Source organism: Streptomyces sp. NPDC047085, from assembly GCF_040643735.1.
GTDB lineage: Bacteria > Actinomycetota > Actinomycetes > Streptomycetales > Streptomycetaceae > Streptomyces.
In genome coordinates this window covers 1-25,028 of the sequence record NZ_JBEYUW010000013.1, presented here as the reverse complement: position 1 = coordinate 25,028, position 25,028 = coordinate 1, and the positions used below count along the sequence as shown (strand labels likewise).

The following is a 25,028-nucleotide window of genomic DNA, read 5'->3' as shown; positions in this document are numbered from 1 at the left end:
TGATGTGCCGCGGTCGTAGGGTCCGAGTACGGCGTCGGTACCGGTCACGCGGTGGGCCGGGGCCCTGCGGCGCGGCGGAGCCGGTTGGCGATTGCCAGTCCCAGCCCCTCCTCGTCGGGCAAGGAGGCGACGATGAGGTCGCAGCCCCGCTGGTCGAGCTCGCGCAGGAACCCGTACAGCCCGCGCGCGTAGGCGGCCGGAGAACCGGGGACCGGCACCACTGCGTGCGCTTTCACCGGGGCGTCGGTGAAGGACGGGGGAAGAAGAACGCCCACCTGGTGTCCCAACTCCTGCGCGAGCTCCGCTTCGGCGACGACCTTCTCGGGCTCGACGAGGACGACCCGTGCACGCGGCGCGTAGTGGGACGGATGCTGGCCGGGCACTCGAACGCGGCTGCTCGAGGGGACCGCGAGCGGGCATCCCAGCACCGCTTCGAGGTCCTCGCGCGTCACCCCGCCGGGCCGCAGGATGCTCGGGATCTCGCCCGTGGCGTCGACGATGGTCGACTCGACGCCGACCGCGCAGGGACCGCCGTCCAGCACGAAGCCGACCGCATCACCGAGCTCGGCACGGACGTGGTCCGCCGTCGTGGGGCTGACCTGGCCGAAGCGGTTGGCGGATGGGGCCGTGACACCGCCGCCGAAGGCCGCGAGCAGCGCGAGTGCGACGGGGTGGTCGGGCACGCGTACGGCCACCGTCTGAAGGCCGCCAGTGGCTTCGAGGGGCACCCGGCGACCGCGCCGCAGGACCAGCGTGAGGGGCCCCGGCCAGAAGCGTTCGGCCAACAGGCGCGCCGTCGCCGGCACGTCCTCGACCCAGTCGTCCAAGTGCTCCGCGCCGTCAAGGTGGACGATCAGCGGGTGGGAGGGCGGACGCCCCTTGACCTGAAAGATGCGCGAGACAGCGGCGGGATCCTCGGCGTCGGCACCCAAACCGTAGACCGTTTCGGTCGGGAAGGCGACCAGGCCTCCGGCGCGGAGCACACCTGCGGCCTTCTCGATGTCACTCGTCCTTGTCATCATGCTTCCCATCCTCTCGCTGCCCCGCCCCCACATCCCGTGGTCTCGTCGGCGCCTAACGACGGCACCCAGGCCGACGGCACGGCGTGAACCCGGACACTCGTTTCGGGCTTGAGCCGCGGAGTATGACGACTGCTTTCCGTGGATCGTTCATGCCGCTTTTCTTTTTTCTCGTCCTTTCGCATTCTTCCTTCCCTGTCCGCGTGCCCCGGTCAGCGCGGCGCATACGGTCTTCCCCCAATAGCGGACAGCGAGGCGTGGTGGCGACTTCCGGCCGGTGGCCGGCGGTAGCGTCGCCCTGAAGGAGGACGATGACCGAAGCCACTGAACACCGCAGCGAGGCCGGCGCACCGCAGGCATCGCCGCTGGGCCGGACGCTGCTGAACTGGGCCGTGACGACCGATCACAAGGTGATCGGCCGGCTGTACATGGTGACGGCGTTCTGCTTCTTCCTCCTGGGCGGCCTGCTGGCCCTCATGATGCGCGCGGAACTCGCCTGGCCCGGACTGCAGTTCGTGAGTGAGAGCGGCTACAACCAACTCTTCACCATCCACGGCACGATCATGATGTTGCTGTTCGCGACGCCGATGTTCGCAGGCTTCACGAATGCCGTGATGCCGCTGCAGATCGGTGCCCCGGACGTGGCCTTTCCGCGGCTGAACGCCTTGTCGTACTGGATGTACCTGTTCGGCGGCCTGATGGTCGTCTCCGGCTTCCTGGTGCCGGGCGGCGCGGCCTCCTTCGGCTGGTTCGCGTACGCGCCGCTGAACAGCGCGTACCACTCCCCGGGCGCGGGTGGTGATCTGTGGGTGATGGGGCTCGTGGTGACCGGTGTGTCCACCACCCTCGGCGCGGTCAACTTCATCGCCACCATCCTGTGCCTGCGTGCCCCTGGCATGACGATGTTCCGGATGCCGATGTTCACCTGGAATGTGCTGTTCACCTCGATCCTGATCCTGCCGGCCTTCCCGGTGCTCACGGCCGCGCTGCTCGTGCTGGAGGCGGACCGCAAGTTCGGCGCCCGTGTCTTCGACGCGGCGGACGGCGGGGCGATTCTGTGGCAGCACCTGTTCTGGTTCTTCGGGCACCCGGAGGTCTACATCGTCGCGTTGCCGTTCTTCGGCATCGTCTCGGAGATCATCCCGGTGTTCTCCCGCAAGCCGCTCTTCGGGTATCTGCCGATGATCGGCGCGACGATCACCATCACCATGCTGTCCGCCGTGGTGTGGGCGCACCACATGTTCGCCACCGGCGCCGTGCTGCTGCCGTTCTTCTCCCTGATGTCGTTCCTCATCGCGGTGCCGACGGGAATCAAGTTCTTCGCCTGGATCGGCACCATGCACAACGGGTCCCTGTCGTTCGAGACCCCGATGCTGTGGGCTTTGGGCTTCATGGTGTCGTTCCTGCTGGGCGGGCTGAGCGGGGTGCTCATCGCCTCGCCGCCGCTCGACTTCCACGCCACCGACTCGTACTTCATCGTCGCCCACCTGCACTACGTCCTGTTCGGGACCGTGGTCTTCGCGATGTTCGCGGGGTTCTATTTCTGGTGGCCCAAGTTCACCGGCAGACTCCTGGACGAGCGGCTCGGAAAGCTGCACTTCTGGCTGCTGTTCCCCGCGTTCCAGCTGACTTTCCTCGTCCAGCACTGGCTCGGCGTGGAGGGCATGCCCCGCCGGTACGCCGACTACCTGCCCGCCGACGGCTTCACCCTGCTGAACACCGTGTCGTCCATCGGCTCGTTCCTGCTCGGCGTCTCGACCCTGCCGTTCCTGTACAACGTCTGGCACACCGCCAGATACGGTGAGCGAGTCAACCTGGACGATCCCTGGGGGTACGGCCGCGCCCTGGAATGGGCGACCTCCTCACCGCCCCCGCGGCACAACTTCGTCGCGCTCCCGCGTGTCCGGTCGGAGTCGCCCGCCTTCGACCTGCACCATCCGGAGATCGGCCGGACGCTCGAGACGGGAAGGCGCCGATGAAGGCCGAGTCCGCGCTCTTCTGCGGTGTCGCCGTGTTCTTCGGCGGTTCGGCCGCCCTCTACGCCTGGTGGTCCCACGCGGACCCGGCCGGCACGGCCGCGCTCGTCGTCGCGTGCCTGATGGCCGCCGTGGTGTCCTTCTTCTGTTTCGTGCAGTACCGGCGCAAGGGGCCCCGCCCGCAGGACCGCCGTGATGCCGAAGTCGTCGATGCCGCGGGTCCGCTGGAGTTCTTCCCGCCGCAGAGCGTGTGGCCGATCCTGACGGCGCTGGGCTTCGCGGTGCTGTGCACCGGCGTGGTCTACGGGCTGTGGCTGTTCCTCATCGGTTTCGGTGTTCTGGCGCGTGGCGTCCTGGGTCTGGTGTTCCAGTACGCGCGCCGGGTTCCGGGGGAGCGGCGCTGAGCGGTGCCCTGGGGGCGCCCGGGCGGAAATTCTCGACGGGCACGTGGGAGCTCTCGTAGCCCCCCGACGTGTTCTGCCGTACCTCTCCGCTCTCCACTCCCTCGGCCAGCCGTTCCCGCTCCGCCGCCAGCAGGGCCGTGCACAGCCGCCGGGTGAGCAGGAACGCGAGCACGGGCCCCACCACCAGCGCGACGCGGAAGATCCAGGTCAGAGTGTTGACGGAGATCCGGAAACTGGCCGCGATCACGTCGTTGCCGCCCGCCAGCAGCAGGACACCGTAGAACGTGAGGCCCGCCACGCCGAGTCCGGTACGAACGGGCCGCTCGCGCGGCCGGTCGCACAGATGGCGCTCGCGCTCCCCCTCCCGCGTCAGCCGCTGCTCGACGAAGGGGTAGGCATAGAGCACGAGAAACAGCAGCCCGGGCAGGACGACGGCGGGCAACAGCACGTTCCACATGAACGTGTGGCCGGCGACGTCGGTCTCCCACGGCGGCACGAGCCGCAGCGCCCCTTCCAGGAAGCCGACGTACCAGTCGGGCTGGGAGCCGGTCGAGGCCTGGTCGGGCCGGTACGGTCCGTACACCCACACGGGGTTGATCTGCGCGAGGCCGCCCAGGAGGAACAGCCACCCGGCGACCATGAGGGAGAGACCACCGGAGGAGGCCGTGAACTGCGGGAACATGGGCTTGCCGACGGCGTTGCGGTTCGACCGGCCCGGGCCGCGCCACTGCGTGTGCTTGAGGTGGAACACCAGGATCAGATGGACGGTGACGAGCGCGATCAGCGCGCCCGGCAACAGCAGCACATGCGCGCTGTACAGCCGCGGCACGATGTCCTGGCCGGGGTATTCGGCCCCGAAGACGAAAAAGCTCACGTACGTCCCCACGACCGGCAGGGACAGCATGATGCCCTGTGCGATACGCATCCCCGTGCCGGACAGCAGGTCGTCGGGGAGCGAGTAGCCGGCGAAACCCTCGGCGAGGGCGAGTACCAGCAGGGTGACGCCGATGACCCAGTTCATCTCCCTCGGCCGGCGGAAGGCGCCGGTGAAGAAGATCCGCATCATGTGCACCCCGATCGCGCTGACGAACACCAGCGCCGCCCAGTGGTGCGTCTGCCGCATCAGGAGACCACCGCGCACGTCGAAGCTGATGTGCAGCGTGGAGTCGAAGGCCGCGGACATGGGCACGCCCCGCAACGGCACGTACCCACCGCCGTAGATCACCTCGTGCATGTCCGGCTGGAAGAACAGCGTCAGCCACACACCGGTCAGGACGAGAACGATCAGGCTGTAGAGAGCCAGCTCCCCGAGGAGGAAGGACCAGTGATCGGGGAACGCCTTGCGCAACAGCGCGCCGCCGCCGTCGTACATCGGAAGCCGCTCGTCCACCGCGTCGGCGACGCGCTCCGCGGCCGGCCTTCCTCGCGGCGCCGTCACAGTGTGTCCGTGCCGTGCCCGACGGCCGAGCCGCACCCCTCACGCTTCACAGAACGCCTCCCTCCGCCCCCGTACGGACCCGTTCTCGTCATCCCTTGCCCAGCAGCGGGTGTGCAGGCTGCCCCTGCGCCGCGAAACACTCGTGCGACGCGGTCGCGGCACCCGATCGGATGACATGGCCGCCGGGCGGGCGCGGCACAGGGCTCACCGAGAACGGTGCGGCGAGAGCAGCAGCCGGATGCGACGCGTCCGGCGTGCGCCCGGACGGCCCTGAGCGAGTGGGCCCCCTTCACAGCTCCGCCGTATCCTTCGCCAAGGCATTCGCGCGACTGCGTGGCATGCTCAGAGGGTGGAGAGCGATCCCGCGCTCCAGGGCGACGGTGCCACACCTGAGGTACTGGCCTTGGCCAAGGTCGTCACCAGGCTGCGCGCCGAGGCCGAGGAGCTGGCAGACCTGGCCGCGACGACGGCCGTCGTGGAACGCGCCAAAGGCGTCGTCATGGCCCAGGAAGGCGTGTCGTCGGACGCGGCGTACGAGCGTCTGCGCACACGCGCCGAGCGCCGCGGACGCACCCTGTTGGAGGAGTGCTGGATCACCCTGGGCCGCATCGGCCGGGGCTCCGCCCACCCATCGCTGGAGACCGCGATCGACCCTCCGACGGGCACAGCCCCGGAGACCGAGCACTCGCCGTTCACTGCCGACACACACCTGGCCGGTAAGACGGCGGTCGGCGCGAGCCGAACGAACGTGCTGGCCGAAATCGCCGAGGCCCTTGTCGGCGCCCGCACGCCCGACGACGTGGCGGAACTGCTCCGGAGGACGCTCGGCGGCCTCGAGCACGTGGATGCCGTCGTGATCTACAGCATGGCGGCCACCGGAAGCCTGGAACTCGTGGGGTACTCCGGGATCGACGACACCACGGCCGAGCAGTGGAGCCACGTCCCACCGCTCGCCGGGTTCGCGGGCCTGGCGGCGGTCGCCCATGGAGAGGCGCTGTGGCTGGAGTATCCGAGGCAGGACGCCTCGCGCTACCTGCTCATCGCCGACCCGGCCGGGCGGTGGCCGACCCGCGCCTGGCTCCCCGTACCGGGAAAGGGACCGGCAACGGCCGTCGTCGGGCTCTTCCGGACCTGCCGCGCCCCGTTCGACGCGAGATCGCGGACCCTGCTGCGCCGGGCCGTGAGACTGTGCGGCGAACCGCTCAACGCGGGCCGGGGTCGGCGTACACACGCTGTCGACCTGGTCAGCACGGTCGACGAGGTCCCCACGGCCGAGGTCCAGCGGATCTTCGACGCCCTGACCGGACCCGCGGTCCTGCTGACCCCGCTGCGGGCACCGACCGGCGCCGTGGAGGACTTCCGCATCGACGCGGCGGCACCCGAATCGGTCGACGCGGCCGGACGCCGGGGTGAGGAACTGGTGGGCCGAAGGGTCCTGGAAACGTATCCGACCATGGCGGGCACCCCCGTCTGGAGCGGGTACCTGGCAACCCTGCTGACGGGCTCCGTCTACGAAAGCGGACCATTCAGATACCGGGAGGTACTCGCCGGTGTCCCGCTCGAGTCCACCTATGCGGTGCGGGCATCACGGCTTGGGGGCCGCCTGGTGGTGTCCTGGACCTGCCAGGACACGCACGAACGGGAGGACCGCCGCCTCGCCGAGCTGCAGCGACTGGGCAACCTCGGCTGGGCCAACTGGAATCTGATGACAGGCCGCATCATCTGGTCGGATCAGGTCTATACCACCTTCGGCCGTGCCCCCGTCAAGGGACCCATCGCCCTGGAGGCACTGCCCGAGCACGTGGTGCCGGACGATCGGCCAGGCCTGGCCGAGGCCGTACGAAGGCTGCTCGATCACGGCATGCCCATCGACGAGCCTTTCCGCATCGCCGTCGCGAACGGGGTACGGCACCTGCGCATCGTCGCGGAGGCACAGACCGACGCAGACGGCGCCGCCGTCGAAGTGCACGGCTTCCTCCAGGACCTCACGGCGCTGCGCGATGCCGAGATCGCCCTGGGGGAGAGCGAACGCGCCGTCCTCGTGCAGCGCGGCATGCTCCAGGCCGAACGCGCGCTCGCCGACCGGCTCCGGGAAACCCTGCTGCCGATCCCCGAGCAGTCACTGGAACTGGCCGACGTGTGCGTGAACGTCGCCTACGTCGCCGCCGACAGAGGGGTGAACGTCGGTGGCGACTGGTACAGCGCCATCGAACTTCCCGACAGGAGCGCGCTGTTCGTCGTCGGCGACGTCGCCGGGCACAGCCTCGCCGCAGTCGGCACGATGGCCCAGCTGAGGTTCACCGCGAAGGGCATGGCCGTCACGGGATCACCACTGCCCGACGTCCTTCAGCGTCTGAACGCCCTCATGCTCCACACGTCCGAGAACGAGTACGGCTCCACCGCCACCGTCGTCATGGCCTACTACAGCCCCCGGAACCGCCGTCTGACCTGGGGCAGGGCGGGCCATCTGCCGCCCTTGCTGATCCGTGGCGGTGAGGCGACGTTCCTCCCGCAGCCCGAGGGCATCCTCCTCGGCGCCTCCCGTGAGCCGTCGTACGGGCAGTCGGTGCTCGACCTGCTGCCGGAAGACCACCTCCTGCTCTACACGGACGGCCTCGTGGAGGACCCGGGCGAGGAGATCGACGACGGCCTGGAACGGTTCGCCGAGACCACCCTGCGGCTCTTGCGCGAGGGCCATGGTGAAACCCTCGCCACGTCCCTCGCCGCGACGCGGCCGCACCCCCGCGACGACATCTGTGTTCTGGACATCCACGTGCCGCGGCGCGCGGATCCGCGTCCCTGTGCCGATCAGTGAAAGTCGGCGATCCAGCAGGAGGTGCGACGGTGCCGCCGCTGTTCGTGAGCGGCGACACCGGCCTCGGCCACCCAAGGCGTGTTCGCTCTCGATCCGCGGGACGCGCCTCACATGTTCTTGCGGGCCCGTCCCTTCATCTGCTCCCCTTTCCCCTTGATTTCCTCGGCCGTCCCGCGCACCGTCTGGCCCGCCTCACCGGCCTTCTGCCGGGTCTTTCCCGCGATGCGGTCTCCGACGCCTTTGCCGCGCAGTTCCTCGTCACCGGTGGCACGTCCGACCGCTTCCTCGACCTTGCCCTTCGTTTCCTGAGCCTTGCCCCGGATCTTCTTTCCCTGAGCAGACATCTGGATCAGCCCCTTGTCAGAGGATTCCGGCTTTTCCCAGGCCATCCGATTACCTCAGCCGGTACGCCTCAAACCCGGACTGATGCCGATTTCCGGCGCGGCGAGGACATCGGCTACACATTCCGCTCTGTCGACTACTCACCGTCGGGCATTCGGCGAACCTCACTGCCGGGACAAACTCCCCGAAATTTTCTTCCGGAATTTCCGTGCATGTCGCGGACATGGGTACTCGGCGCCTGATCGGCGAGCGGCAGGTTCCGTGGCCGAGGCTGATGATGGAAACAGAGGAAGAGGGTGAACGATCACGAGCGAGGATGAGCGGGAAGAGGCACGTCCCTCGTCACGAAAGGCGAAGGCGACCCCGCAGCGGGCGTCGGCGACCGAGGCCATGCGGGGAGCGGCCCAGCAGCTGGCCGAATTGCTGGGGCGGGCTCCAGAGTCCGTTTCCGCGCTGAAACCGACCGATGACGGTTGGGAAGCCGAGGTCGAGGTCGTGGAGTTGGAGCGCGTCCCCGACACGAGCAGCGTGATGGCCAGCTACAAGGTCGCTCTGGACCCCGCCGGCCAGCTGGTGGCGTACGAGCGAACACGCCGCTACACCCGCGCGCAGACCGACAGAAACAGGAGCCGCTGACGGTGGCTCACCGTTCGCGTGAGGAGAACAAGACCGTGACTGTGGTGCCGCAAGGCGAAGGTGGTGTGGCCGCGCCGGCGGGTGGCGGATCGGGCACCTTGTACGACGTGCTGGAACTCGTCTTGGACCGAGGCTTGGTCATCGACGTGTTCGCACGGGTGTCCCTTGTGGGCATCGAAATCCTGAAGGTCGACGCACGCGTCGTCGTCGCCAGCGTGGACTCGTATCTGCGCTTCGCCGAGGCCTGCAACCGGCTGGATCTGGAATCGGGCCGCAAGGCCCCCGCCCAGCTGACGGACGTCGTCCAGAGCATCGAGGAAGGAGGCGCTCAAGGGAAGGCCAAAGGGGCGCTGACCGGCGCCGTCGACGCATTCGCCGAATCGCTCCACAAGGGGCGTGGGGACGACAGCGACCGCAAGCGTGAGAAGGAGCACGAGCACGCCGAACGCGGCTCGAGCCGCCGTTCCCCAAAGGACCGGGAGGAGTGAGCGAGCCCATGTCCGTGTACGTGTACGCGATCACCAAGTCCGGGCATCCACTGGACCTGGACGGTATCAAGGGCGTGGGCGAAACACCCACCGAGTTGCACTCCGTGTGCAGCGACGAGCTGTGCGCTGTCGTCAGTGAGGCCCCGGAGGACCTTTCCGTCACACGCCGGGACCTGGACGCGCATCTCGGGGTGCAGGAGCACCTGTGGGCCGCGGGCACCATCCTGCCGTTGAGTTTCGGGTTCGTCGCTCCGGACGAGGACGCCGTACGGGCCGTGCTGGAGCAGCGGGCCCAGGAGCTGTCCCAGCGCCTCGATGAGCTCACCGGGCGGGCGGAGTTCAACGTCAAGGGCATCCAGAGCGAGGAGGCGGTCCTGCGCGCCATCCTCGAGGAGAACGAACAGGCCCGCGCGCTGAACGAGGCGACCCGCGAGGGCGGCGGAACACAGGAGGACCGGCTGGCGCTCGGCCAACTCGTGGCACAGGAGGTGCAGAGCCGGCAGCAGGCACTCGCCGCCGACGTCGTCGCCGCCCTGAGGCCGCTGGCAGCGGCCGAACGGCTGGCCGAGCCTTCCCAGCAGTACTTCGTGAACGTGTCCTTCCTGGTGGACGGCAAACAGTCCGAGGAGTTCACCCAGGCAGCGCGGGAGTTGGCAGAGCGCTACGGGGAGGACATCGAACTGCGGGTACGGGGACCGCTGCCGCCGTACAGCTTCACCTGAGCCCGCTGCGACGGACCGCTGCGGTGACAGCACGAGTCACAAGGAGGAGGAATGGCAGGACTGGTCACCGAGATCCTGGCACTTCCGTTGGCTCCCCTGCGGGGCGTCGGCTGGGTGCTGGACAAGGTCGCCCGTGCGGCTGAGGAGGAGTTCTACGACCCTGCTCCCGTACAGGAAGAACTCGTGAACCTGGAGCGCGCGCGGACAGAAGGCCGTATCGACGACGAGGAGTTCGCACGGCGCGAGGAGGAACTGCTGCACCACATGGAGGACATCAGGGCCTACCAGCTGAGGCGCGGCGGGCAAAGCGGGCTGTGAGCCGTGGGCATGGAAGAAGACGGAATCATGAACAACGCCAAGATCGGCGCGGCTGTCCTCGGCGGTTACGTGCTGGGCCGGACGAAGAAGGCAAAGCTCGCCCTGAGTCTGGGTGCGCTGCTGGCCGGATCACGGATCAAGCCGGGACAGGTCGTGAAGGTCGTCCAGGAGTCCCCCTTCCTCAGCAACGTCACCAAGCAAGTGCGCAGCGAGCTGACGGGCGTCGGCAAGGAAGCCGCCACCACTGTGCTCTCGGCGAAGGCCGACAGCCTGGCCGACGCCCTGCACCAGCGCACCGCGGGACTGCACGAAAAGGCTCACCCGGACGGTGAGCGGGACCAAGACGAAGAGAACGAAAAGGAAGAGAACGCACAAGAGGCGCGCCAGGACGAGGAATCTCCGGACGAGGGGGCCCGGACCTCGGAACGCGAGGGCAGGGGGCGCGGGAGCCAGGGGCGCGAGAAGAGTGCGCAGCACCGCGGGTCGGATCAGAAGGACGAGCCGCGCAGGAAGAGGACGACGGCCGGCCGGAGCCGCTCGAAGAGCGGCTCGGCATGATGGAGGAGGCCGGATGATGGCTGAGGGCAAGTCGGGAGGTGCCGGCACCCTGAGCAAGGTGCGCGAGCAGGCACGGCAGAACCCCGGCGCGAACCGGCTGAAGGAAGAGCTGGAAAGCTATGTCGAGGCCCGCGTTCAGCTGATGCTCGAAGGCGTGGGCCATCGCCTGGGCGAAGGGGCGCGCAAGCTGGGTGAGGCCCACCTCGGCCCCGGCCTGCTGACCAGTGCCGTCACCAAGGGCGGCAAGAAGCTCCTCGCAGGCGCGCTGCCGGGTGAGGCGTTGACGGCGACGGCGTCCCACGCCAAGGACACGCTGCTGGACAAGGCCAAGGACGTCACCGGGAAGCGGCACGAGAAGCACCCCGACGCCACCGGTAAGGGGCTGACCATCATCGAGGACATCGACGTGGGCGTGCCCGTACGCGAGGCCTACAACCAGTGGACGCAGTTCACGGAGTTCGAGCGGTTCGCCAAGGGTGTCAAGCACGTGGAGCAGGAGGACGAAATCACGACCCACTGGGAAGTGCAGATCGCCAAGGCGAGCCGCCGCTGGCGGGGCATCATCACGGAACAGGTGCCCGACGAGCGGATCGCCTGGACCACCGAGGGCGAAAAGGCCACGACCAAGGGCGTCGTCACCTTCCACCCGCTCACGGACAACCTCACCAAGGTGCTGCTGGTCGTGGAGTACCTCCCCAAAGGCGTGGTCGAGCGCGTCGGTGGCCTGGTGCGGGCGCAGGGCCGGCGGACCCGGCTCGATCTGAAGCTCTTCCGCACCTTCGTCATGATGCGCGGCGAGGCGACTGGCGCATGGCGCGGGGAGATCCAGGAGGGAGAGGTGGTCCGCGGGGCGGAGGAGGCCGAAGAGGGCCGCGCGGAAAAGGAAGAGGCAGAGGAAGAGGAAGCGAAGGCGGAAACCGGGGGCGAGGAGCCCGAGGTACGCGACGAGGAGTACGACGAGGAAGAGGAGCCCGCAGAGGACGAGGACGAGGACGAGTACGAGGAGGACGAGGAGCCCGAGGACGAGTACGAGGAGGACGAGGAGCCCGAAGAGGAGGACGAGGAGGAAGAGCGAGCGGCCGACGACCGCGACGACGAGGGGGAGGGAGAAGCCCCCACGACGCGTCGGCGCCGCACATAGATCCGCGAAACGAGGTCGAGTGTGCCGTGACCGAGTCACAGTCCCCCGTCCCCAGGTCGTCGCGGGCCTTGTACCCGTACGGTCAAGAGAGCGGCGGCTCAAACCTGGCCGACATCCTTGAACGCGTCCTGGACAAGGGCATCGTGATTGTCGGTGACATCAAGATCAACCTGCTCGACATCGAGCTGCTCACCATCAAGCTCCGGCTGCTGGTCGCGTCCGTCGACAAGGCGAGGGAGATCGGCATCGACTGGTGGGAGCGCGATCCCGCCCTGTCGTCCCGCGCCGATGGCCGGCACAGCCTCCAAGAGCAGAACCAGCGGCTGCGCGCCGAGGTGGAGGAGCTGCGCAGTCAGCTCGCCGAGTCCCCGCGGGAGCTGGCCGGAAGCCAGGCCGGCGGCCCGCGGGGCTCCCGCGACGCCGAGCGGGTCCGGAGGGAATCGAGGGAGTCGCACGCCGAACCACGCCGTAAGCCCCGCAAGGTTCGGGACGTCGAGGGGGCCCGGGGCGACGAGGAGCGGAGCTGAGGCCGGTGGACGAGCAGCTGTGCTACGCGTACGCGGTGTTGGGATCGCCATCCACCGCACTGGAGCGGACGGTGCTGGCCGACGTTCGCGGGGTGGCCCAGGCGCCCGTCACCCTGGTGCGTTCCGGCCCGGTGGCCGCCGGGGTCAGCGCGGTGCCTCGGGACGAGTTCTCGGAGGCGGCCCTCAAGGTGAACCTGGAGGACCTGCGGTGGCTGGAGGCGACGGCCCGGGCGCACCACCTGGTCATCGAAGTACTGACCGAGCACACCACGGTCCTGCCGCTGAGGCTGGCCACCGTGTATGTCGACGAGCACCGTGTGCGGGAGATGCTGAGGGAACACGAGTCGGATTTCACCGTGCTTCTCGACCGGCTCACCGACCACGTGGAGTGGGGCGTGAAGGTGTACGCCGAGGCGCCTCCGCAGCCTCCGTCCGCGCCCTCGGCCGCCGGCGATCCGGCGGACGAGACGAATCCCGGACGCGCGTACCTGCGCAGCCGACGGCATCAGCGGCAGGCTCGCGAGGACGTGTGGCGGCTTGCCGAGGAGGCCGTGCAGCGGACCGAGTACCAAGCCCGCGGCCTGGCGGTGCAGCACACCCGGCACCGGCCGCAGCAGGGAGGCCTGGCGCAGGTGCCGGGCGAGAACGTGGCCAACGACGCCTATCTGGTGCCCCGCAGTCTGGCGGAAGAGTTCCGCAGCCGGATGCTGCACGCCGCGGACGATCTGCCGGGAGTCCGTGTGGAGGTCACGGGTCCCTGGGCGCCGTATTCCTTCACCGCCCCCCTCGCGCTCGACGAACACCAGGAGGGAGCCGGCCGGCGGTGAGCCAATACGGAGGGTACGAGGATCGCCCGGTCGTCCAGCCGCAAGTCGCGCTGATCGACCTGCTGGACCGGCTGCTCAGCGGCGGTGTGGTCCTCACTGGCGATCTTGTACTGTCCATTGCCGACATCGACCTGGTGAGGATCTCGCTGCGCGCCGTGATCGTCTCCATCCGCGAGCAGCTGGACGACGAGTGGGCGACGATGTACCCGCCGAGGAGCGGGGGCGGTCACCGTGACACGACGTGACAAGGGGCCGCCCGCCGACCGGCTGCGGGAGGTGGCCGAGGCCGCGAGCAGGGCGTTCTCGCTACTGCCCGCCCGGCCTGACGAGATCTCCACGCCGACGTCCAGCCGCGGCCACACCGCCGCACGGCGACTGCGCGCCGATCCGGACACCGTGGAACGGGACCTGGTCAAACTGGTTCTGACCATCGTCGAGCTGCTGCGCCAGCTGATGGAGCGACAGGCCCTGCACCGGGTCGACGAGGGTGACCTCACCGAGGAGCAGGAAGAACGGCTCGGTCTGACCCTGATGTTGCTCCACGACCGGATGTCCGAACTCTGCGACCACTACGGTCTCACGCTGGCCGACCTCAACATCGACCTGGGACCACTGGGGACGCTGCTCCCCCCGTGAAGGCTGCGTTGGTCGCCGTTGTGCACTTTCGTACGGCCCTGAGACGGCCCGAGGCTCGGCCTGGTGGATGGGCTCTGACGTCACAGCTCAGGATGCCGGTGGAGCGGCGTCGTGCCACGCTGGGAGAGGTTGCGCCGCTCCGAGCGTTCGGTTGACGCATGGCCCTGCCACACAAGGAGTCCGACATGGCCCGTGACGCCGTGCCACCCAGAACCGCCAATGCGAACCCACGGCCGTGGCACGCAGCCGCGTCGGGGACGACCGTCCTCGCAGCAGCGCTGATGATCTTCGGTGGTGCGATGGCGATTTTCGAAGGAATCGCCGCCATCGCCAAGGATGATCTGTTCATTGCAACGCGCCACTACGTGTTCGAGTTCAGTCTGGCGGGCTGGGGCTGGGTGCACCTTGTCCTGGGCATTGTCATCGTCGTTGCCGGGTGTGCCGTTCTCAGCGGAGCGCTGTGGGCACGGTTCTTCGGCGTATTCGTGGCAGGGCTCGGTGCGATTGCCAACTTCCTGTGGGTGCCGTACTACCCCCTCTGGTCCCTGACTCTGGTCGCCGTCAACATCTTCATAGTCTGGGCTCTGTGCACGGGTATGCACAGAGAAGCTGACGCCGATCAATGGGCATGATCGCTGCGGGCGCATCCGCTGCCGGGCGAGTGCGGCACTGCACAAGCACGGCCTTGATCACTGGGTGCGGAAGACATCGCTGATCTGCCGGTCGAGCTGCTTCAACCGGCACCTGTCTGTGTCAAGCGGCTCGGGCAGCCTCCGTGCTTCGGCAGTCGCGGATAAGCTGGCGACAGATCACATCCGGGCGGGACCGGGCGAGTCGTCAACCGCGGGTGATCGCTCGTTCATGCCGCCCTCGTCGCAGGCAACGCCCAGGCGATCGATGAACGCCGGCTCGCTGCATGCCAGGACCCGCCGCAGCTGCTCCCGCCACTGCGTGTAGTGGGCACCTGCGTCGGGTCGTTGTGCTGTCATGCCGAGATCAATGAGTGTCGGCGGGCAAGAGGGTGTACGCCGGACGGGCAGAGTCCTGACGTCGGTTGCGGCACCTGGCCCCCGGGCGTCGGCCGGATCAGGTGCCGGCCGGTGGGGTGGGGCGCAGGGCGAGCAACGCGATGTCGTCGGTGCTGTCGGCGCCGAGCCCCCTCAGCAGTTCGTCGCAGAAGACGTCCAGGGGTTCGCGGGCGAGGGCGGCGGTGTGCTGACGCAGCCGGGTCAGCCCATGGTCGAGGGATTCGCCGCGGCGCTCGATCAGTCCGTCGGTGTACAGCAGCACGGTGGAATGGGCGGGCAGTTCGTCGATGGCGGTCGGGCGCCGGTGCTCGGCATCCATGCCGATCAGCAGCCCCGCGCCCGTCTCCAGATAGCGGGTGTCGCCCGCGGCGGTGGTCAGCAACGGCGGCAGGTGCCCGGCCGAGGAATGGTGCAGGACCCAGGGGTCGCCCTCCTTGGAAGGGCATTTGACCAGGGCGTAGATGCACGTCGCGGTCGTCTCCTGGATCAGCGTGTGGCTGACGATGTCCAGGCGGCGCAGGACCTCGCCGGGAGGCTCTTGGCGGTCCACAGCGATACCGCGCAGCATGTTGCGCAGGGCGCTCATGGCGACCGCCGCCTGCAGGTCGTGGCCGGTGACATCGCCGATGGCCAGGACGGTGTCGCCCTGCGGCAGGACGAAGGCGTCGTACCAGTCACCGCCGACCTGGGCGATGGCCTGCGCGGGGGTGTAGCGGGAGGTGATCTGGAGGTGGTCGACCTGCGGCAGGTCGGGCAGCAGGGCGCGTTGGAAGCGTTCGGCGATGTGCCGGGTCTGCTGGTACAGCCGCGCGTTGTCGACCTGCAGCGCCAGGCCGCGCACCAGGTCCTCGATCGACGGGAGATCGTCTTCGGTGAAGGGATGGTCGGCATCGGTGCGGGCCACGGTCAGGGCGCCGAGGACCTCGCGGCGGGACCGCAGCGGGGCGATGACAGCACTGCGCGCACCCAACTGCTCGAACAACTCCAGCTGCCGGGCATGCAGCGGGTTCTCCGCCCGGCTCGGCGGAAGGATGTCGGCGAGCAGCAGCGGCCCCGCCCCCCGCAGCACCCGCGGCAGCGGCCCGCCGTCATCCTCCGGTACCGGCGGCAGCGGCCCCTCATAGCCGCCCGGAGCCAGCGCCTCGGGGGTGCGGTGGACCACGACGGCCCGCTCCAGCCTGCCGTCCTCGTTCAGCAGGTCCACCGTGCACCAATCCCCGAACCGCCCGGTCAGCACCCGGCACGCCCGCCGCAGCCCCTCCAGCAAGTCCAGCGTGCTGGCCAGCGCCGCCTGGGCATCCGCCAGCAGCGTCAGACGGTCCAGCAGCGCCTTGTCGCCTCGATCATCGCCCATGCCCTCCACCTTCCTCCCCACTGGCCTGCGACGACAGCACCACCCGCCTTCCAGCGCGCCGGATCACGGCCAACACGATGCGGTCACCCGCCGTGAGCATCAAGCAGCGAGGCGCCCCGCTCACCCAGATGGTCCAGAGCGTGCCGCGATTCGTGCAGAACCCAGCCGCTCCCCGGCCCGCGCACCGCGGTGTACCGGCACACCAGGCCCCAGCCCGGCCGCCGCGGGTGAAGTCGGTCTTGAGCCGGGCGGGGGCCTGGAACGGCAGCCCGGCTCGGAGACCAGAGCTGAACACCGAGCACGTCCACCCATGTGAGCGTTTCCAGTGTGGGACTGATCGGCAAGGGTGTCACCCGGCGGTGGCCCGGACGGGGCCGGGCTGCGCCCGCTCTGCGAGGACGAAGCAACGCCGGATCAAGGCTCGGCTGCGGGCATCGTGCCGGCACGCCCGCAGAGGACTACTGATCTTCTGCCTGATCCCGGGGTCCTGCTGCTCCACCCACCGCTCTGCCTCCGCAAGGTTAGCGGCGGTGCCTGCAGGTTCTTGGCCGCCGCGTTCGAGGGCGGGGACCGCCGGGCAGCGAGCCGTCCCCACCCGACGCCTCGCTCAACGAGCCGACGGGCCGGGGTGGTCGACGACGGCGGTGGCGTAGGCGTGTGCGGTGCCGACGCAGATGCCGAAGCCGGAGGCGATCTGCGCGAGGGTGTCGTGCCTAGGGAACCAACGAGGCTCCTGGGCTGTTGAGTTGAGATGTCGAACACCTCCCTCAACGGCACGGGAGCCTCGTGCGTTGCGGACGTCGATGCCATCACACGATCAGTGGCCACCCTGAAACGGCTCACGGATCGGTCTACGACGACCCGGACGCGAGTGCTTCCAGATCCCACGGCTCACACTCCAGTGCCGGCGGGCGGGCACCGCACAAGCGCTGCACGACGCCTTGGGACTTCAGCGGGCACAAGTAACAGCCCTTTCCCTGAGAGCCGAGGATCTGACGACCGTTCGGTTCTCCAGCCAGCAGCTCACCTTCGATCGGCAGAGGGAAAGTGCCCGTCGACTTGAGCCGATCCCGATCGTATTGCCGCGAGATGGCCTGGCTCGGTGGGGCCGGGGCTATCGCCTGATGCTCCGGTGCCATCGGATCTCGCCTTCGTGCCATTCGTCGGTGGGTATGAGTCCGGCGGCAGCGGCGACGGCGGCGGATGCCCGATGTTCGGGGTGGATGTGGGCGATGACGGTCTGCACCGGCTGCCGGCTGAGCCAGTCGACGAGCCCTCGGGCTGCTTCGCCGGCGATGCCTCTTCCCTGCCACGGAGTCCCCACCACCCAAGCGATCTCGGCGGTGAGTCCCTGGCCGGAGGGGCCGACCGTCGCCTGGACGGTGCCCGTCAGGCATGCCTCGTCACGGAGCCGGATCACCCAGTTCAGCCAGGAGACGGCCGGGTCGGGAGAGCCGGCGGTCATGCGCTGGTAGCGCGAGCGCAGGGCTTGCGGGGTGTCCGGAGCGCCGCCGATGAAGGTGTGCAGGGCCGGATCGGACAGCACGGCGGCCATCTCCTCGGCGTGCTCGACGTGCAGTGGCAGCAGGTCCAGCCGCCTGGTGCTGATGGCCTGGGCCGCGAGGGTGCTCACGCTGCGACCGCCTCGGGGCGTTCGACGAGCCGGCCGCGTTCGAAGCGGGCTCCGGCGCGGACGAGGTCGACGAGGTGGGGCGCATTCACGGCCCGCCACCGCTGCTGGGCGGACTCGACCAGCTTGAAGACCATGGCCAGGGCGGCGGTGCGGGAGCCGGCGCCGCGGGTGACCTTGGTCCGCAGCCGTACGGTGGAGAAGGTCGACTCGATGGGATTCGTGGTGCGCAGGTGGATCCAGTGCTCGGCCGGGAAGTCGTAGAACGCCGGCAACTGGTCCCGGTCGTCGGTGATCTTCTTGACGGCCTTGGGGAACTTCGCGCCGTAGAGCTGGACGAATGTCTTGATCGCCTGTGCCGCGCGGTCGCGGTCTTCGGCGTTGTAGATGTCCTGGACGGCCTTCTTCGCGCCCGGCTGAGCGGACTTCGGCATGGCGTCCAGGACACTGGCGGTTTTTTGAACCCAACACCGTCGCTCGCGGGTGGTGGGGAACACCTCGGCCAGCGCCTTCCAGAAGCCCAGGGCGCCATCCCCGACCGCGAGCACCGGGGCGCGCATGCCCCGGCGGGCGCAGTCCCGCAGCAAATCAGCCCACGACTCGGCGGACTCGCGGTAGCCGTCCTTGAAGGCGACCAGCTCCTCGGAGCCGTCGGCCCGGACCCCGATGAGCACCAGGACGCACGCCTTGGCCTCCTCCAGGCGGACGTTGAGGTGGATGCCGTCGGCCCACACGTAGACGTAGTCGACCTCCGCGAGGTCGCGGTCCGTGAAGGCGGCGTGGTCGGCCTGCCACTGCGTCGTCAGCCGGGTGACCGTCGCCGCCGAGAGCCCGGCGGAAGAGCCGAGGAACTGTTCCAGGGCGGGCACGAAGTCGCCCGAGGACAAGCCGTGCAGGCAGAGCAGGGGCAGCACCTCGCTGATCTTCGGCGACTTGCGGCACCACGGCGGCAGGTTCGCGGACGAGAGCGGCTGGCGCTCGCCCGTGGCCTCGTCGACGCGGTTGTCGTTCACCCGCGGCGCCTTCACCTCGACCACGCCGGCCGCCGTGATGACCTGCCGGGGCTGGTGATAGCCGTTGCGGACCACCAGGCGGCGTCCCTTGTCGTCGCGCTCATCAACCAAGTCAGCTATGTAGGCGTTGACTTCGGCCTCCAGTGCGACAGCCGGCATCCGCCGCGCGCCCTCCCGGCCAATCTCATCCAACAACGAACTGCCACTTGGCGTGCTGCCGTCCTCGGTGACTACCGTAAGCACGGGCGTGCCTTCCCGGCCGACGCGGTAACGTCGGCCTTCCTTGATGACCTATCGATCGATCCATCGGGAAGGTACGCCTCATTCCGTCAGGAGTGATCCACAGGTATTGAGCATTGCTCGCGGGCGCGCTGAAGCGGCCCCGGAGAATGGTGTGAACTGGGCTCTGGACTGCGGTTGTTGCTGCGACGGGCCTCGGCATGATGGATGGCGCATGGGTGAATCGGCGCTGCCCATCGACTCTCGCGGCTGAACGAGGCTTCATGGCGGGCTCCGGCTCGCCGAACCCTTGCTCGTCCAGGCGGTCGGTACATCGCGGTCTGACCGGTACGGCCGACTCCCTTGCCCGCTGAGCGCTGCCAGACCCGTCGAGCGCAGGTGACCGTGGCGGCGTTCACAGTGACAGCCGTCTCATCTCCGGTCGGCGACCGGGCCGGAGGTCCCTGGAGAGCTGAGGAATGCGGTTGTTCCGCGGCTGGGCCATGCGATGTCGTCAACGGCGAGAAACGGCTCGCCGGCAACGGTCGCAGGGGTCGCCCCGGTGAACGCCATGACGTCCCGATGCAGGTGTGACTGGTCGGCATAGCCGGTGTCGGCCGCGACGCGGGCCACGCCTTCACCCGCGACCAGACGGTGGACGGCATGGTCGAAGCGGATCAGTTTCACGGCGCGCTTGGGCGGCAGACCGAGCTGCGACCGGAACCGGGACCACAGCCGCTTCCGGCTCCATCCGACCTCGGCCGCGAGTCCGTCGACCCGGATCAGGCCACGGCTGACGACGATCCGGTGCCAGGCCCAGGCCACCTCCGGGTCCACCAGTGGTCCCGCCTCATGCCGACGGGCGAGCAGCGCGTCCGTCAACGCGAAGCGATCCTGCCAGGACGAGAGATCGCCGAGTCGTTCGCGGATCCGGGACGCCTCCCGGCCCCACAGGTCATCCAAGGGCACGACGGTGCCGTCGATCTCGGCGGGGGAGGCGCCCAGAACCGCGCGTGCGATCACCGGGGACAGGCGTACCTGCACACACTCGACGTTCTCTCCCCGCGCCCGTACCGCGCCGCCGGACCCGAGCCCGGGCCCGGCGACGATGCTTCCCCGCTGCTGCGGCCCGGACGCACAGTCAAGGACGGGTGAGCCGGCGCCGAACTCCAGGACCAGGGTCACGGCCGGGTGCGGGACCATCCGGAGCGCGTCCAGGTCACGGACGCAGAACCCGGCCATGGTGAGACCGGCCATCCGGCTGGGCCGCTGCGGGCATGCGACGTCCCACATAGCCGTACCGTGTGTGAAAGTCCGCACAATCCCATGCTATGTGAGCCGGCGAGGGGAACATTTATCCAATCCGCCGGTGGGTACCGGCGGCGACGGTGGGCTCATGACTGTTTCTGACGGCGGACCGCACGCTGATGGCGGCGCCGAAGCCACCGAGAGTTCGATCCTGTCGCTGGACGACGGCGACATCCACGTGTGCCAGGACGGCCCTCGCGACGCTCCCGCACTCCTGCTCATCCACGGGTCCGCGTCCTCGGCCCGCTCGTGGCACCCGATGGTTCCACTGCTGTCCGTGTCTCACCGCGTCATCCGGATCGACCTGCTCGGTCACGGCCGGTCGGCCAAACCGGCCGACCGTACCTACGCGGTCCCGGACCAGGCACGTCGGGTCGGCGTGGCACTGGACCGGCTCGGCGTCGAGCATGCCGTGGTCGGCGGTCACTCCAGCGGCGGCGTGGTCGCCACCGCCCTCGCCGAACAGCGGCCCGACCTGGTGACCGCCCTCGCGCTCATCAACACCGGCCCCAGCCTGGACGCCTTCATCACACCGGGGTCCGCCGCAACCGGACCCTCGCAGTGGCCGCCGACCGACGACCAGCTCCGGCGGTTCGCGAGCACGGGTTTCAGCCGCGCGGGCTTTCAGATCCCAGAAGAGCTCCTGGACGATGTGCGCGGTATGACCTCCCACACGTTCACCGCGACGATGCGGGCCACCCGCTCCTACCTGGAGCAGCGGGCGCTGCCGGATCGGCTGGCCGTCCTGGGCAAGCCACTACTGGTGATCTTCGGCGAGGACGACCGCAGATGGCGATCGTCATCCGCCTCCGACTACCGCGCCGTTCCGGGCGCGAAGGTCGAGTTGCTGCCCGGACTCGGGCACTCGCCCCTGCTCGAGGATCCACCGCGCACGGCCACCCCCCTGCTGGCCTTCACCGCGATCCACGCCGTACGGGTGAACTGAATGACAAGGAGGCATGCCATGCGGATTCTCGTCTCCGGCGCCAGCATCGCCGGTCCGGTGCTGGCGTACTGGCTCACCAGACACGGCTTCGGCGTCACCGTCGTTGAGCGCGCGCCGACTCTGCGCAAGACCGGCGGCCACGCGGTCGACCTGTTGCGGCCCGCCATGAACATCTCGGAGAAGATGGGGGTGCTCCCGCGCATCGAGGAGCGGGCCACCGGCACCAACCTCATGACTGTCCACCGGGAGAAGGCACGGCGTCCCGTCCGGGTAGACCTCTCCAAGATCTTCAGCGCCACCTCCGACCGGCACGTCGAGATCATGCGCGACGACCTGAGCGAGATCTACTACGACGCCGCGCGCGACGACGTCGAGTACCTCTTCGGTGACTCGATCACCGCGATCTCGCCCGACGGCGAGGTGCGGTTCGAGAACACCGCGCCGCGCCGCTTCGACCTCGTCGTCGGCGCGGACGGGCTGCACTCCAACGTGCGCCGCCTCGTCTTCGGCGACGAGTCCCGGTTCAAGGCCTTCATCGGGGCTTACCTCGGGGTGCTGACCCTGCCGAACGTCTCCGGGCTCGACGGTGAGCTCCTCATCCACGTCGGCGTCGGCCGCACTGCCGGCATGTACGGCGCGCGGCACCTCGGCGACGCACGGGCGTTGTTCCTGTTCCGGAGCGAGCGCGAGCTCGACTACCACCACCGCGACGTGCCCCGGCAGAAGGAACTGCTGCGCGATGCGTTCGCCGACATGCACCCTGACGTGGACCGCTGGCTGGACGAGCTCGACCGCACGCCGGCGTTCTACTTCGACTCGATCACCCAGCTCCGCATGGACACCTGGTCACGGGGGAGGGTGACGCTCGTCGGCGACGCGGGCTACTGCCCCGGCCCGGCCGTCGGCGGCAGCACGACCCTGGCCGTCGTCGGCGCGTACGTCCTCGCCGGGGAGCTGGCGCGGGCGGGCGGTGACCACGAGCGCGCCTTCCCCGCCTACGAGCGCGCGATGGCAGAGCACGTGCCTGGCAGCCGCGCCGCCGCGCTCAGCGCGGCGAGGACCCTGATCCCCACCTCGCACCTCGGCGTGCGGGGACTGGCCCAGGGCGCCCGCCTGATCTCCGCCCTGCCCGCGGGGCCCAGCCGCGCCCTCCTCCGCCTCACCACCAAGAGCGCACGCCTCTACAACTCCATGGCCGTCGACGACTACCCGCCGTCGCCCACCGCTTCGCGAGGCCGGGTCGGCCGCGCGAGCGACCCCGGAGGCGGCCTCGGGGTGGAGTGAGGGGTGCTGGGGGTGCTCGTCGCCGTCTGCCTGACCGACAGATGCAAGATATTCGTACCAATAGGACACCGGCCCCGCGCACTGCCACGCCAACTTGCCTGGCCGTCACCCGGGTTGAGTAAAGGGCAGTGTTGCGCGGATTCGTGGCAAAGCCCTGATCAGGGACGAGGTGCGAAGGAAGGGATCCCGAGGTCGACCGAGCGGCCCGGTTGCTCGAACCTCTGGGCCACTCGGCCCACTCATCGGGTGTCGCCGATCGGCTCGGGCATGACGTGCTGGTGGCGGTTGCGGGACCGGAACAAGGCCGGTGTCTGGCAAGGCTGCACGAGGTCCTGCTCGCCGAACTGAACGCAGCTTCCCGGCTGGACTGGTCCCGCTGCGTGGTCGACTTGGGCTGGCCCGAGGCACCACGGGATCACCGACGGGCACGGCACCCCGCCCGCGGTCCTGGTGACGGGCGGCGACCGCAAAGATGTCCCCCAGCTGCTGCCGCTCGATGCGATCCCAGCGGTCCGGACCGGGCACCTACCGGTGGGTGGTCGAGCGGACCTTCGCCTGGTTCCACGGCTTCCGGCGTATCCGGATCCGCTGGGAACGCAGAGCCGACATCCACGAAGGGTTTCTCAAGCTCGCCTGCTGCCTCATCACCCGCCGGTGGATTCAGTCTCTGTGTTAGAGATCTTTAACGGCTGAGGTTGCGGCGGTTGGAAGTCGAGCCCGGTCTTGGCGATGAGACCGTCGATGAGGCGGGGCCGGTACTGCATGCGTTTCAGCCTCGTCTTCACCAACGCGGTGAGCTGGCCCAGGCCGTGTTTGGTGAGGTTGGCCAGCGACCTCTTCAGGTGCGACCACACGCCCTCGACGGGGTTGAGCTCGGGAGCGTACGGCGGCAGCTGGTAGACGGTCAGCCGTAATCGGGCGGCGATCAGCTCGCGCATGGTGCGGCTGACGTGCGTGTTCAGGTTGTCCCAGACCAGAACGATGGGGCCGCCTAGCTGCTGGTGGGCGGCATCGAGCAGGCGCGTGTAGTCGGTCTCGGCGAAGCCCTTGCGGCGGCCTTTGGCCGGGCCGCGGTCGAGGCGGATCAGCCGGGGCCGGTGACCGGCTTTGGTGCAGATCAGCGCCGCCATGGAGACACGTTTGGTGCCTGCGGCGGTGACCCGCACCACCGGGGTGTGACCCCGTCGGCCCCAGGTGCGGCCTTTGGGCGGCCTCAGGCCCTGGCCGGCTTCGTCCTCGAAGCAGAGCCAGTCGCCCAAGTCCGCCGCCCTCTTTTCATGACGGGCCACTGTTCGTCCTTCCAGGCGGCGATCTTCGCCTCGTCCCGCTCGGTGGCCTTGCGGGAGGGGACCTGCACGCTCCAGCCGATGCGGTGCAGCAGCAGGTCCAGCCCCGCCAGGGTGTACTCGACGCCGAACCGGCGGCGCACGACCTCGGCGATCCGCGCCAGCGTCCAGCAATGGTCAGGCCAGCCGGAGGCGGCCGGGCCGGCATCCAACACCGTCTCCAGCACGCGCAGTTGACCTGAGTCGAGCTTGCAGCGGGCACCGCCCGGTCCCTTGGAGGCCAGGGCCTCCCGACCTCCTGAGGCCAACGCCCGCCGCCAGCGGTTCGCCGACATCCGGGTCACCCTGAACCGCCGGGCCACCTCCCGGTCACTGGCCCCGGTCTCGATCAGATCGGCGGCCGCGAGCCGGACTTGCTCACGTCGAGCCCTTTCCTCAGCCGTCAAGCCGCCGCCATCGGGATACCTCATCCTCCCGGCATAGCGCAGCCCACGACAGCCGTCACGACTCTGCGTAACCCGCATCGTTAAAGATCTCTAGCTGATGTCAGTACGCTGCAGGTGTGACTGAACCGGTGGTCGGCAGGCCAGGGCCGCGGAGGCCGAGAGAGCTCAATGATGTCCACGAGTTCCTCGACGAGGTGAGGCTCCGCCCGGGGATGTGGGTGCGCCGCAGCTCACTTCAGCATCTGGACTCCATGCTCATCGGCTACGCAGTCGCCTCCGAGATCCATGACATCGATGATCGTTTCGACTTCTGGAACGACGGCCCCTTCTCCCAGTGGCTGCGGAAGCGACTGAGCATGGAGTATCCCAGCGCTCTGGGCTGGGCTGTCGAGATCGAACGAGCAGCCCAGGCAACCGGTACTCAACCGATGGAGATGTTCTTTTCCCTCTTGGACGAGTTCCGAGCTGAGCATGGCGGGTCGCGGAGCGTGGAGGAGAGATAGCGGTCCCTGACTGGCGCCTCACTTCCAGCCGAACCCTCAGCCATCCGGGTCATTGTGTTAGCCGCTGTTAGAGAGCATCTGATCAATGTTCACGCTGGTGTGAGTGGGATGTCCGTTTCGATTCGCCAGGTAGGTGTGGATTCTCCGGTCAGTTCGCGGGACAT

The 25,028-nt window shown here is 68.9% G+C and carries 26 protein-coding genes and 2 pseudogenes; 18 read left to right on the top strand and 10 right to left on the bottom strand.

Annotated features, from left to right (window positions below; translation table 11 throughout):
- Positions 1–44: 44 nt before the first annotated feature.
- Positions 45–1,022, bottom strand: a complete 978-nt coding sequence (locus ABZ865_RS33505) for an L-threonylcarbamoyladenylate synthase (RefSeq protein ID WP_361238922.1) — start codon at positions 1,020–1,022, stop codon at positions 45–47.
- 308 nt (positions 1,023–1,330) lie between these two features.
- On the opposite strand from ABZ865_RS33505, the gene ctaD reads away from it, so the two are divergent.
- Together ctaD and ABZ865_RS33495 are read left to right on the top strand one after the other, a co-directional pair.
- A complete protein-coding gene (gene ctaD / locus ABZ865_RS33500; protein WP_361238919.1) occupies positions 1,331–2,998 on the top strand; it encodes a cytochrome c oxidase subunit I in 1,668 nt (555 codons plus the stop codon).
- Positions 2,995–3,399: a cytochrome c oxidase subunit 4 gene (locus ABZ865_RS33495; protein ID WP_361238916.1), complete on the top strand. Its 405-nt coding sequence runs from the start codon at positions 2,995–2,997 to the stop codon at positions 3,397–3,399. Before ctaD ends, ABZ865_RS33495 begins: the two co-directional genes overlap by 4 nt.
- Here the strand turns inward: ABZ865_RS33495 and ABZ865_RS33490 are convergent.
- On the bottom strand, positions 3,317–4,771 hold the full coding sequence (locus ABZ865_RS33490) for a ubiquinol-cytochrome c reductase cytochrome b subunit (RefSeq protein WP_361239325.1): 1,455 nt from the start codon (positions 4,769–4,771) through the stop codon (positions 3,317–3,319). The two genes, ABZ865_RS33495 and ABZ865_RS33490, sit on opposite strands and share 83 nt — an antisense overlap.
- Before the next feature lie 415 nt (positions 4,772–5,186).
- Between ABZ865_RS33490 and ABZ865_RS33485 the strand changes: the two genes are divergently transcribed.
- Complete coding sequence (locus ABZ865_RS33485; RefSeq protein ID WP_361238913.1) at positions 5,187–7,652, top strand: SpoIIE family protein phosphatase; 2,466 nt, start codon at positions 5,187–5,189, stop codon at positions 7,650–7,652.
- 107 nt (positions 7,653–7,759) lie between these two features.
- Here the strand turns inward: ABZ865_RS33485 and ABZ865_RS33480 are convergent, their stop codons facing one another.
- The gene (locus tag ABZ865_RS33480; RefSeq protein ID WP_361238910.1) at positions 7,760–8,041 is read right to left on the bottom strand and encodes a CsbD family protein; all 282 of its coding nucleotides are present in this window, start codon (positions 8,039–8,041) and stop codon (positions 7,760–7,762) included.
- A gap of 256 nt (positions 8,042–8,297) precedes the next feature.
- Between ABZ865_RS33480 and ABZ865_RS33475 the strand changes: the two genes are divergently transcribed.
- The 11 genes from ABZ865_RS33475 (at position 8,298) to ABZ865_RS33425 (ending at position 14,479) form a co-directional block, all read left to right on the top strand.
- Complete coding sequence (locus ABZ865_RS33475; protein ID WP_361239323.1) at positions 8,298–8,630, top strand: gas vesicle protein; 333 nt, start codon at positions 8,298–8,300, stop codon at positions 8,628–8,630.
- A gap of 41 nt (positions 8,631–8,671) precedes the next feature.
- Positions 8,672–9,118, top strand: coding sequence for a gas vesicle structural protein GvpA (locus ABZ865_RS33470; protein WP_361239321.1), 447 nt, complete (start codon positions 8,672–8,674; stop codon positions 9,116–9,118).
- 8 nt (positions 9,119–9,126) lie between these two features.
- Positions 9,127–9,840 carry a GvpL/GvpF family gas vesicle protein gene (locus ABZ865_RS33465; RefSeq protein WP_361238907.1) on the top strand — a complete coding sequence of 238 codons (714 nt, stop codon included), beginning with the start codon at positions 9,127–9,129 and terminating at the stop codon, positions 9,838–9,840.
- Positions 9,841–9,891: 51 nt separating this feature from the next.
- The gene (locus tag ABZ865_RS33460) at positions 9,892–10,158 is read left to right on the top strand and encodes a gas vesicle protein GvpG (protein WP_361238904.1); all 267 of its coding nucleotides are present in this window, start codon (positions 9,892–9,894) and stop codon (positions 10,156–10,158) included.
- Positions 10,159–10,185: 27 nt separating this feature from the next.
- Positions 10,186–10,716 carry an ABC transporter substrate-binding protein gene (locus ABZ865_RS33455; protein WP_361238901.1) on the top strand — a complete coding sequence of 177 codons (531 nt, stop codon included), beginning with the start codon at positions 10,186–10,188 and terminating at the stop codon, positions 10,714–10,716.
- Between the two features lie 13 nt (positions 10,717–10,729).
- On the top strand, positions 10,730–11,857 hold the full coding sequence (locus tag ABZ865_RS33450; protein WP_361238898.1) for an SRPBCC family protein: 1,128 nt from the start codon (positions 10,730–10,732) through the stop codon (positions 11,855–11,857).
- Positions 11,858–11,925: 68 nt separating this feature from the next.
- Positions 11,926–12,384, top strand: a complete 459-nt coding sequence (locus ABZ865_RS33445) for a gas vesicle protein (RefSeq protein WP_361239319.1) — start codon at positions 11,926–11,928, stop codon at positions 12,382–12,384.
- A 5-nt stretch (positions 12,385–12,389) separates the two neighbouring features.
- Positions 12,390–13,211 carry a GvpL/GvpF family gas vesicle protein gene (locus tag ABZ865_RS33440; protein ID WP_361238895.1) on the top strand — a complete coding sequence of 274 codons (822 nt, stop codon included), beginning with the start codon at positions 12,390–12,392 and terminating at the stop codon, positions 13,209–13,211.
- Complete coding sequence (locus ABZ865_RS33435) at positions 13,208–13,456, top strand: gas vesicle protein (RefSeq protein WP_361238893.1); 249 nt, start codon at positions 13,208–13,210, stop codon at positions 13,454–13,456. The genes ABZ865_RS33440 and ABZ865_RS33435 overlap by 4 nt, the downstream gene beginning before the upstream one ends.
- The gene (locus tag ABZ865_RS33430; RefSeq protein ID WP_361238890.1) at positions 13,443–13,847 is read left to right on the top strand and encodes a gas vesicle protein K; all 405 of its coding nucleotides are present in this window, start codon (positions 13,443–13,445) and stop codon (positions 13,845–13,847) included. The genes ABZ865_RS33435 and ABZ865_RS33430 overlap by 14 nt, the downstream gene beginning before the upstream one ends.
- Before the next feature lie 281 nt (positions 13,848–14,128).
- Positions 14,129–14,479 carry a hypothetical protein gene (locus ABZ865_RS33425; RefSeq protein WP_361239317.1) on the top strand — a complete coding sequence of 117 codons (351 nt, stop codon included), beginning with the start codon at positions 14,129–14,131 and terminating at the stop codon, positions 14,477–14,479.
- A 454-nt stretch (positions 14,480–14,933) separates the two neighbouring features.
- Here the strand turns inward: ABZ865_RS33425 and ABZ865_RS33420 are convergent, their stop codons facing one another.
- From ABZ865_RS33420 to ABZ865_RS33400, 5 genes and pseudogenes are all read right to left on the bottom strand, one after another.
- The gene (locus ABZ865_RS33420) at positions 14,934–16,229 is read right to left on the bottom strand and encodes a GAF domain-containing SpoIIE family protein phosphatase (protein ID WP_361238887.1); all 1,296 of its coding nucleotides are present in this window, start codon (positions 16,227–16,229) and stop codon (positions 14,934–14,936) included.
- Between the two features lie 637 nt (positions 16,230–16,866).
- Positions 16,867–16,944 (bottom strand): annotated as a pseudogene (locus ABZ865_RS33415) (IS5/IS1182 family transposase); the annotation flags it as partial.
- Positions 16,945–17,343: 399 nt separating this feature from the next.
- Positions 17,344–17,862 carry a GNAT family N-acetyltransferase gene (locus ABZ865_RS33410; RefSeq protein ID WP_361238884.1) on the bottom strand — a complete coding sequence of 173 codons (519 nt, stop codon included), beginning with the start codon at positions 17,860–17,862 and terminating at the stop codon, positions 17,344–17,346.
- On the bottom strand, positions 17,859–19,115 hold the full coding sequence (locus ABZ865_RS33405) for an IS256 family transposase (protein WP_361238881.1): 1,257 nt from the start codon (positions 19,113–19,115) through the stop codon (positions 17,859–17,861). Before ABZ865_RS33405 ends, ABZ865_RS33410 begins: the two co-directional genes overlap by 4 nt.
- Positions 19,116–19,523: 408 nt before the next feature.
- A complete protein-coding gene (locus tag ABZ865_RS33400) occupies positions 19,524–20,411 on the bottom strand; it encodes a helix-turn-helix domain-containing protein (RefSeq protein WP_361238878.1) in 888 nt (295 codons plus the stop codon).
- Between the two features lie 76 nt (positions 20,412–20,487).
- Here ABZ865_RS33400 and ABZ865_RS33395 point away from each other — a divergent pair, with 76 nt between their 5' ends.
- The 3 genes and pseudogenes from ABZ865_RS33395 to ABZ865_RS33385 form a co-directional block, all read left to right on the top strand.
- Positions 20,488–21,345 (top strand): alpha/beta hydrolase, encoded by an 858-nt coding sequence (locus tag ABZ865_RS33395; RefSeq protein WP_361238875.1) that lies wholly within the window; start codon positions 20,488–20,490, stop codon positions 21,343–21,345.
- An 18-nt stretch (positions 21,346–21,363) separates the two neighbouring features.
- Complete coding sequence (locus tag ABZ865_RS33390; RefSeq protein ID WP_361238872.1) at positions 21,364–22,629, top strand: FAD-dependent monooxygenase; 1,266 nt, start codon at positions 21,364–21,366, stop codon at positions 22,627–22,629.
- 258 nt (positions 22,630–22,887) lie between these two features.
- A pseudogene (locus ABZ865_RS33385) lies at positions 22,888–23,305 on the top strand (transposase); the annotation flags it as partial.
- On the opposite strand, the gene ABZ865_RS33380 reads toward ABZ865_RS33385, so the two are convergent.
- Together ABZ865_RS33380 and ABZ865_RS33375 are read right to left on the bottom strand one after the other, a co-directional pair.
- Positions 23,274–23,846, bottom strand: coding sequence for a transposase (locus ABZ865_RS33380; protein ID WP_361239315.1), 573 nt, complete (start codon positions 23,844–23,846; stop codon positions 23,274–23,276). The pseudogene ABZ865_RS33385 and the gene ABZ865_RS33380 sit on opposite strands and share 32 nt — an antisense overlap.
- The gene (locus tag ABZ865_RS33375) at positions 23,843–24,385 is read right to left on the bottom strand and encodes a winged helix-turn-helix domain-containing protein (RefSeq protein WP_361238869.1); all 543 of its coding nucleotides are present in this window, start codon (positions 24,383–24,385) and stop codon (positions 23,843–23,845) included. Before ABZ865_RS33375 ends, ABZ865_RS33380 begins: the two co-directional genes overlap by 4 nt.
- Positions 24,386–24,477: 92 nt before the next feature.
- Between ABZ865_RS33375 and ABZ865_RS33370 the strand changes: the two genes are divergently transcribed.
- Positions 24,478–24,864, top strand: a complete 387-nt coding sequence (locus tag ABZ865_RS33370) for a hypothetical protein (protein ID WP_361238867.1) — start codon at positions 24,478–24,480, stop codon at positions 24,862–24,864.
- Positions 24,865–25,028 lie beyond the last annotated feature (164 nt).

Excerpts from the sequence above, each read along its gene's own strand:
- ctaD (WP_361238919.1), top strand. The coding sequence starts at position 1,331 with ATGACCGAAGCCACTGAACACCGCAGCGAGGCCGGCGCACCGCAGGCA.
- ABZ865_RS33505 (WP_361238922.1), bottom strand. The coding sequence starts at position 1,022 with ATGATGACAAGGACGAGTGACATCGAGAAGGCCGCAGGTGTGCTCCGC.
- ABZ865_RS33480 (WP_361238910.1), bottom strand. The coding sequence starts at position 8,041 with ATGGCCTGGGAAAAGCCGGAATCCTCTGACAAGGGGCTGATCCAGATG.
- ABZ865_RS33420 (WP_361238887.1), bottom strand. The coding sequence starts at position 16,229 with ATGGGCGATGATCGAGGCGACAAGGCGCTGCTGGACCGTCTGACGCTG.
- ABZ865_RS33455 (WP_361238901.1), top strand. The coding sequence starts at position 10,186 with ATGAACAACGCCAAGATCGGCGCGGCTGTCCTCGGCGGTTACGTGCTG.
- ABZ865_RS33425 (WP_361239317.1), top strand. The coding sequence starts at position 14,129 with ATGATCTTCGGTGGTGCGATGGCGATTTTCGAAGGAATCGCCGCCATC.
- ABZ865_RS33390 (WP_361238872.1), top strand. The coding sequence starts at position 21,364 with ATGCGGATTCTCGTCTCCGGCGCCAGCATCGCCGGTCCGGTGCTGGCG.
- ABZ865_RS33490 (WP_361239325.1), bottom strand. The coding sequence starts at position 4,771 with ATGTACGACGGCGGCGGCGCGCTGTTGCGCAAGGCGTTCCCCGATCAC.
- ABZ865_RS33450 (WP_361238898.1), top strand. The coding sequence starts at position 10,730 with ATGATGGCTGAGGGCAAGTCGGGAGGTGCCGGCACCCTGAGCAAGGTG.
- ABZ865_RS33375 (WP_361238869.1), bottom strand. The coding sequence starts at position 24,385 with ATGAGGTATCCCGATGGCGGCGGCTTGACGGCTGAGGAAAGGGCTCGA.
- ABZ865_RS33460 (WP_361238904.1), top strand. The coding sequence starts at position 9,892 with ATGGCAGGACTGGTCACCGAGATCCTGGCACTTCCGTTGGCTCCCCTG.
- ABZ865_RS33495 (WP_361238916.1), top strand. The coding sequence starts at position 2,995 with ATGAAGGCCGAGTCCGCGCTCTTCTGCGGTGTCGCCGTGTTCTTCGGC.
- ABZ865_RS33395 (WP_361238875.1), top strand. The coding sequence starts at position 20,488 with ATGACTGTTTCTGACGGCGGACCGCACGCTGATGGCGGCGCCGAAGCC.
- ABZ865_RS33465 (WP_361238907.1), top strand. The coding sequence starts at position 9,127 with ATGTCCGTGTACGTGTACGCGATCACCAAGTCCGGGCATCCACTGGAC.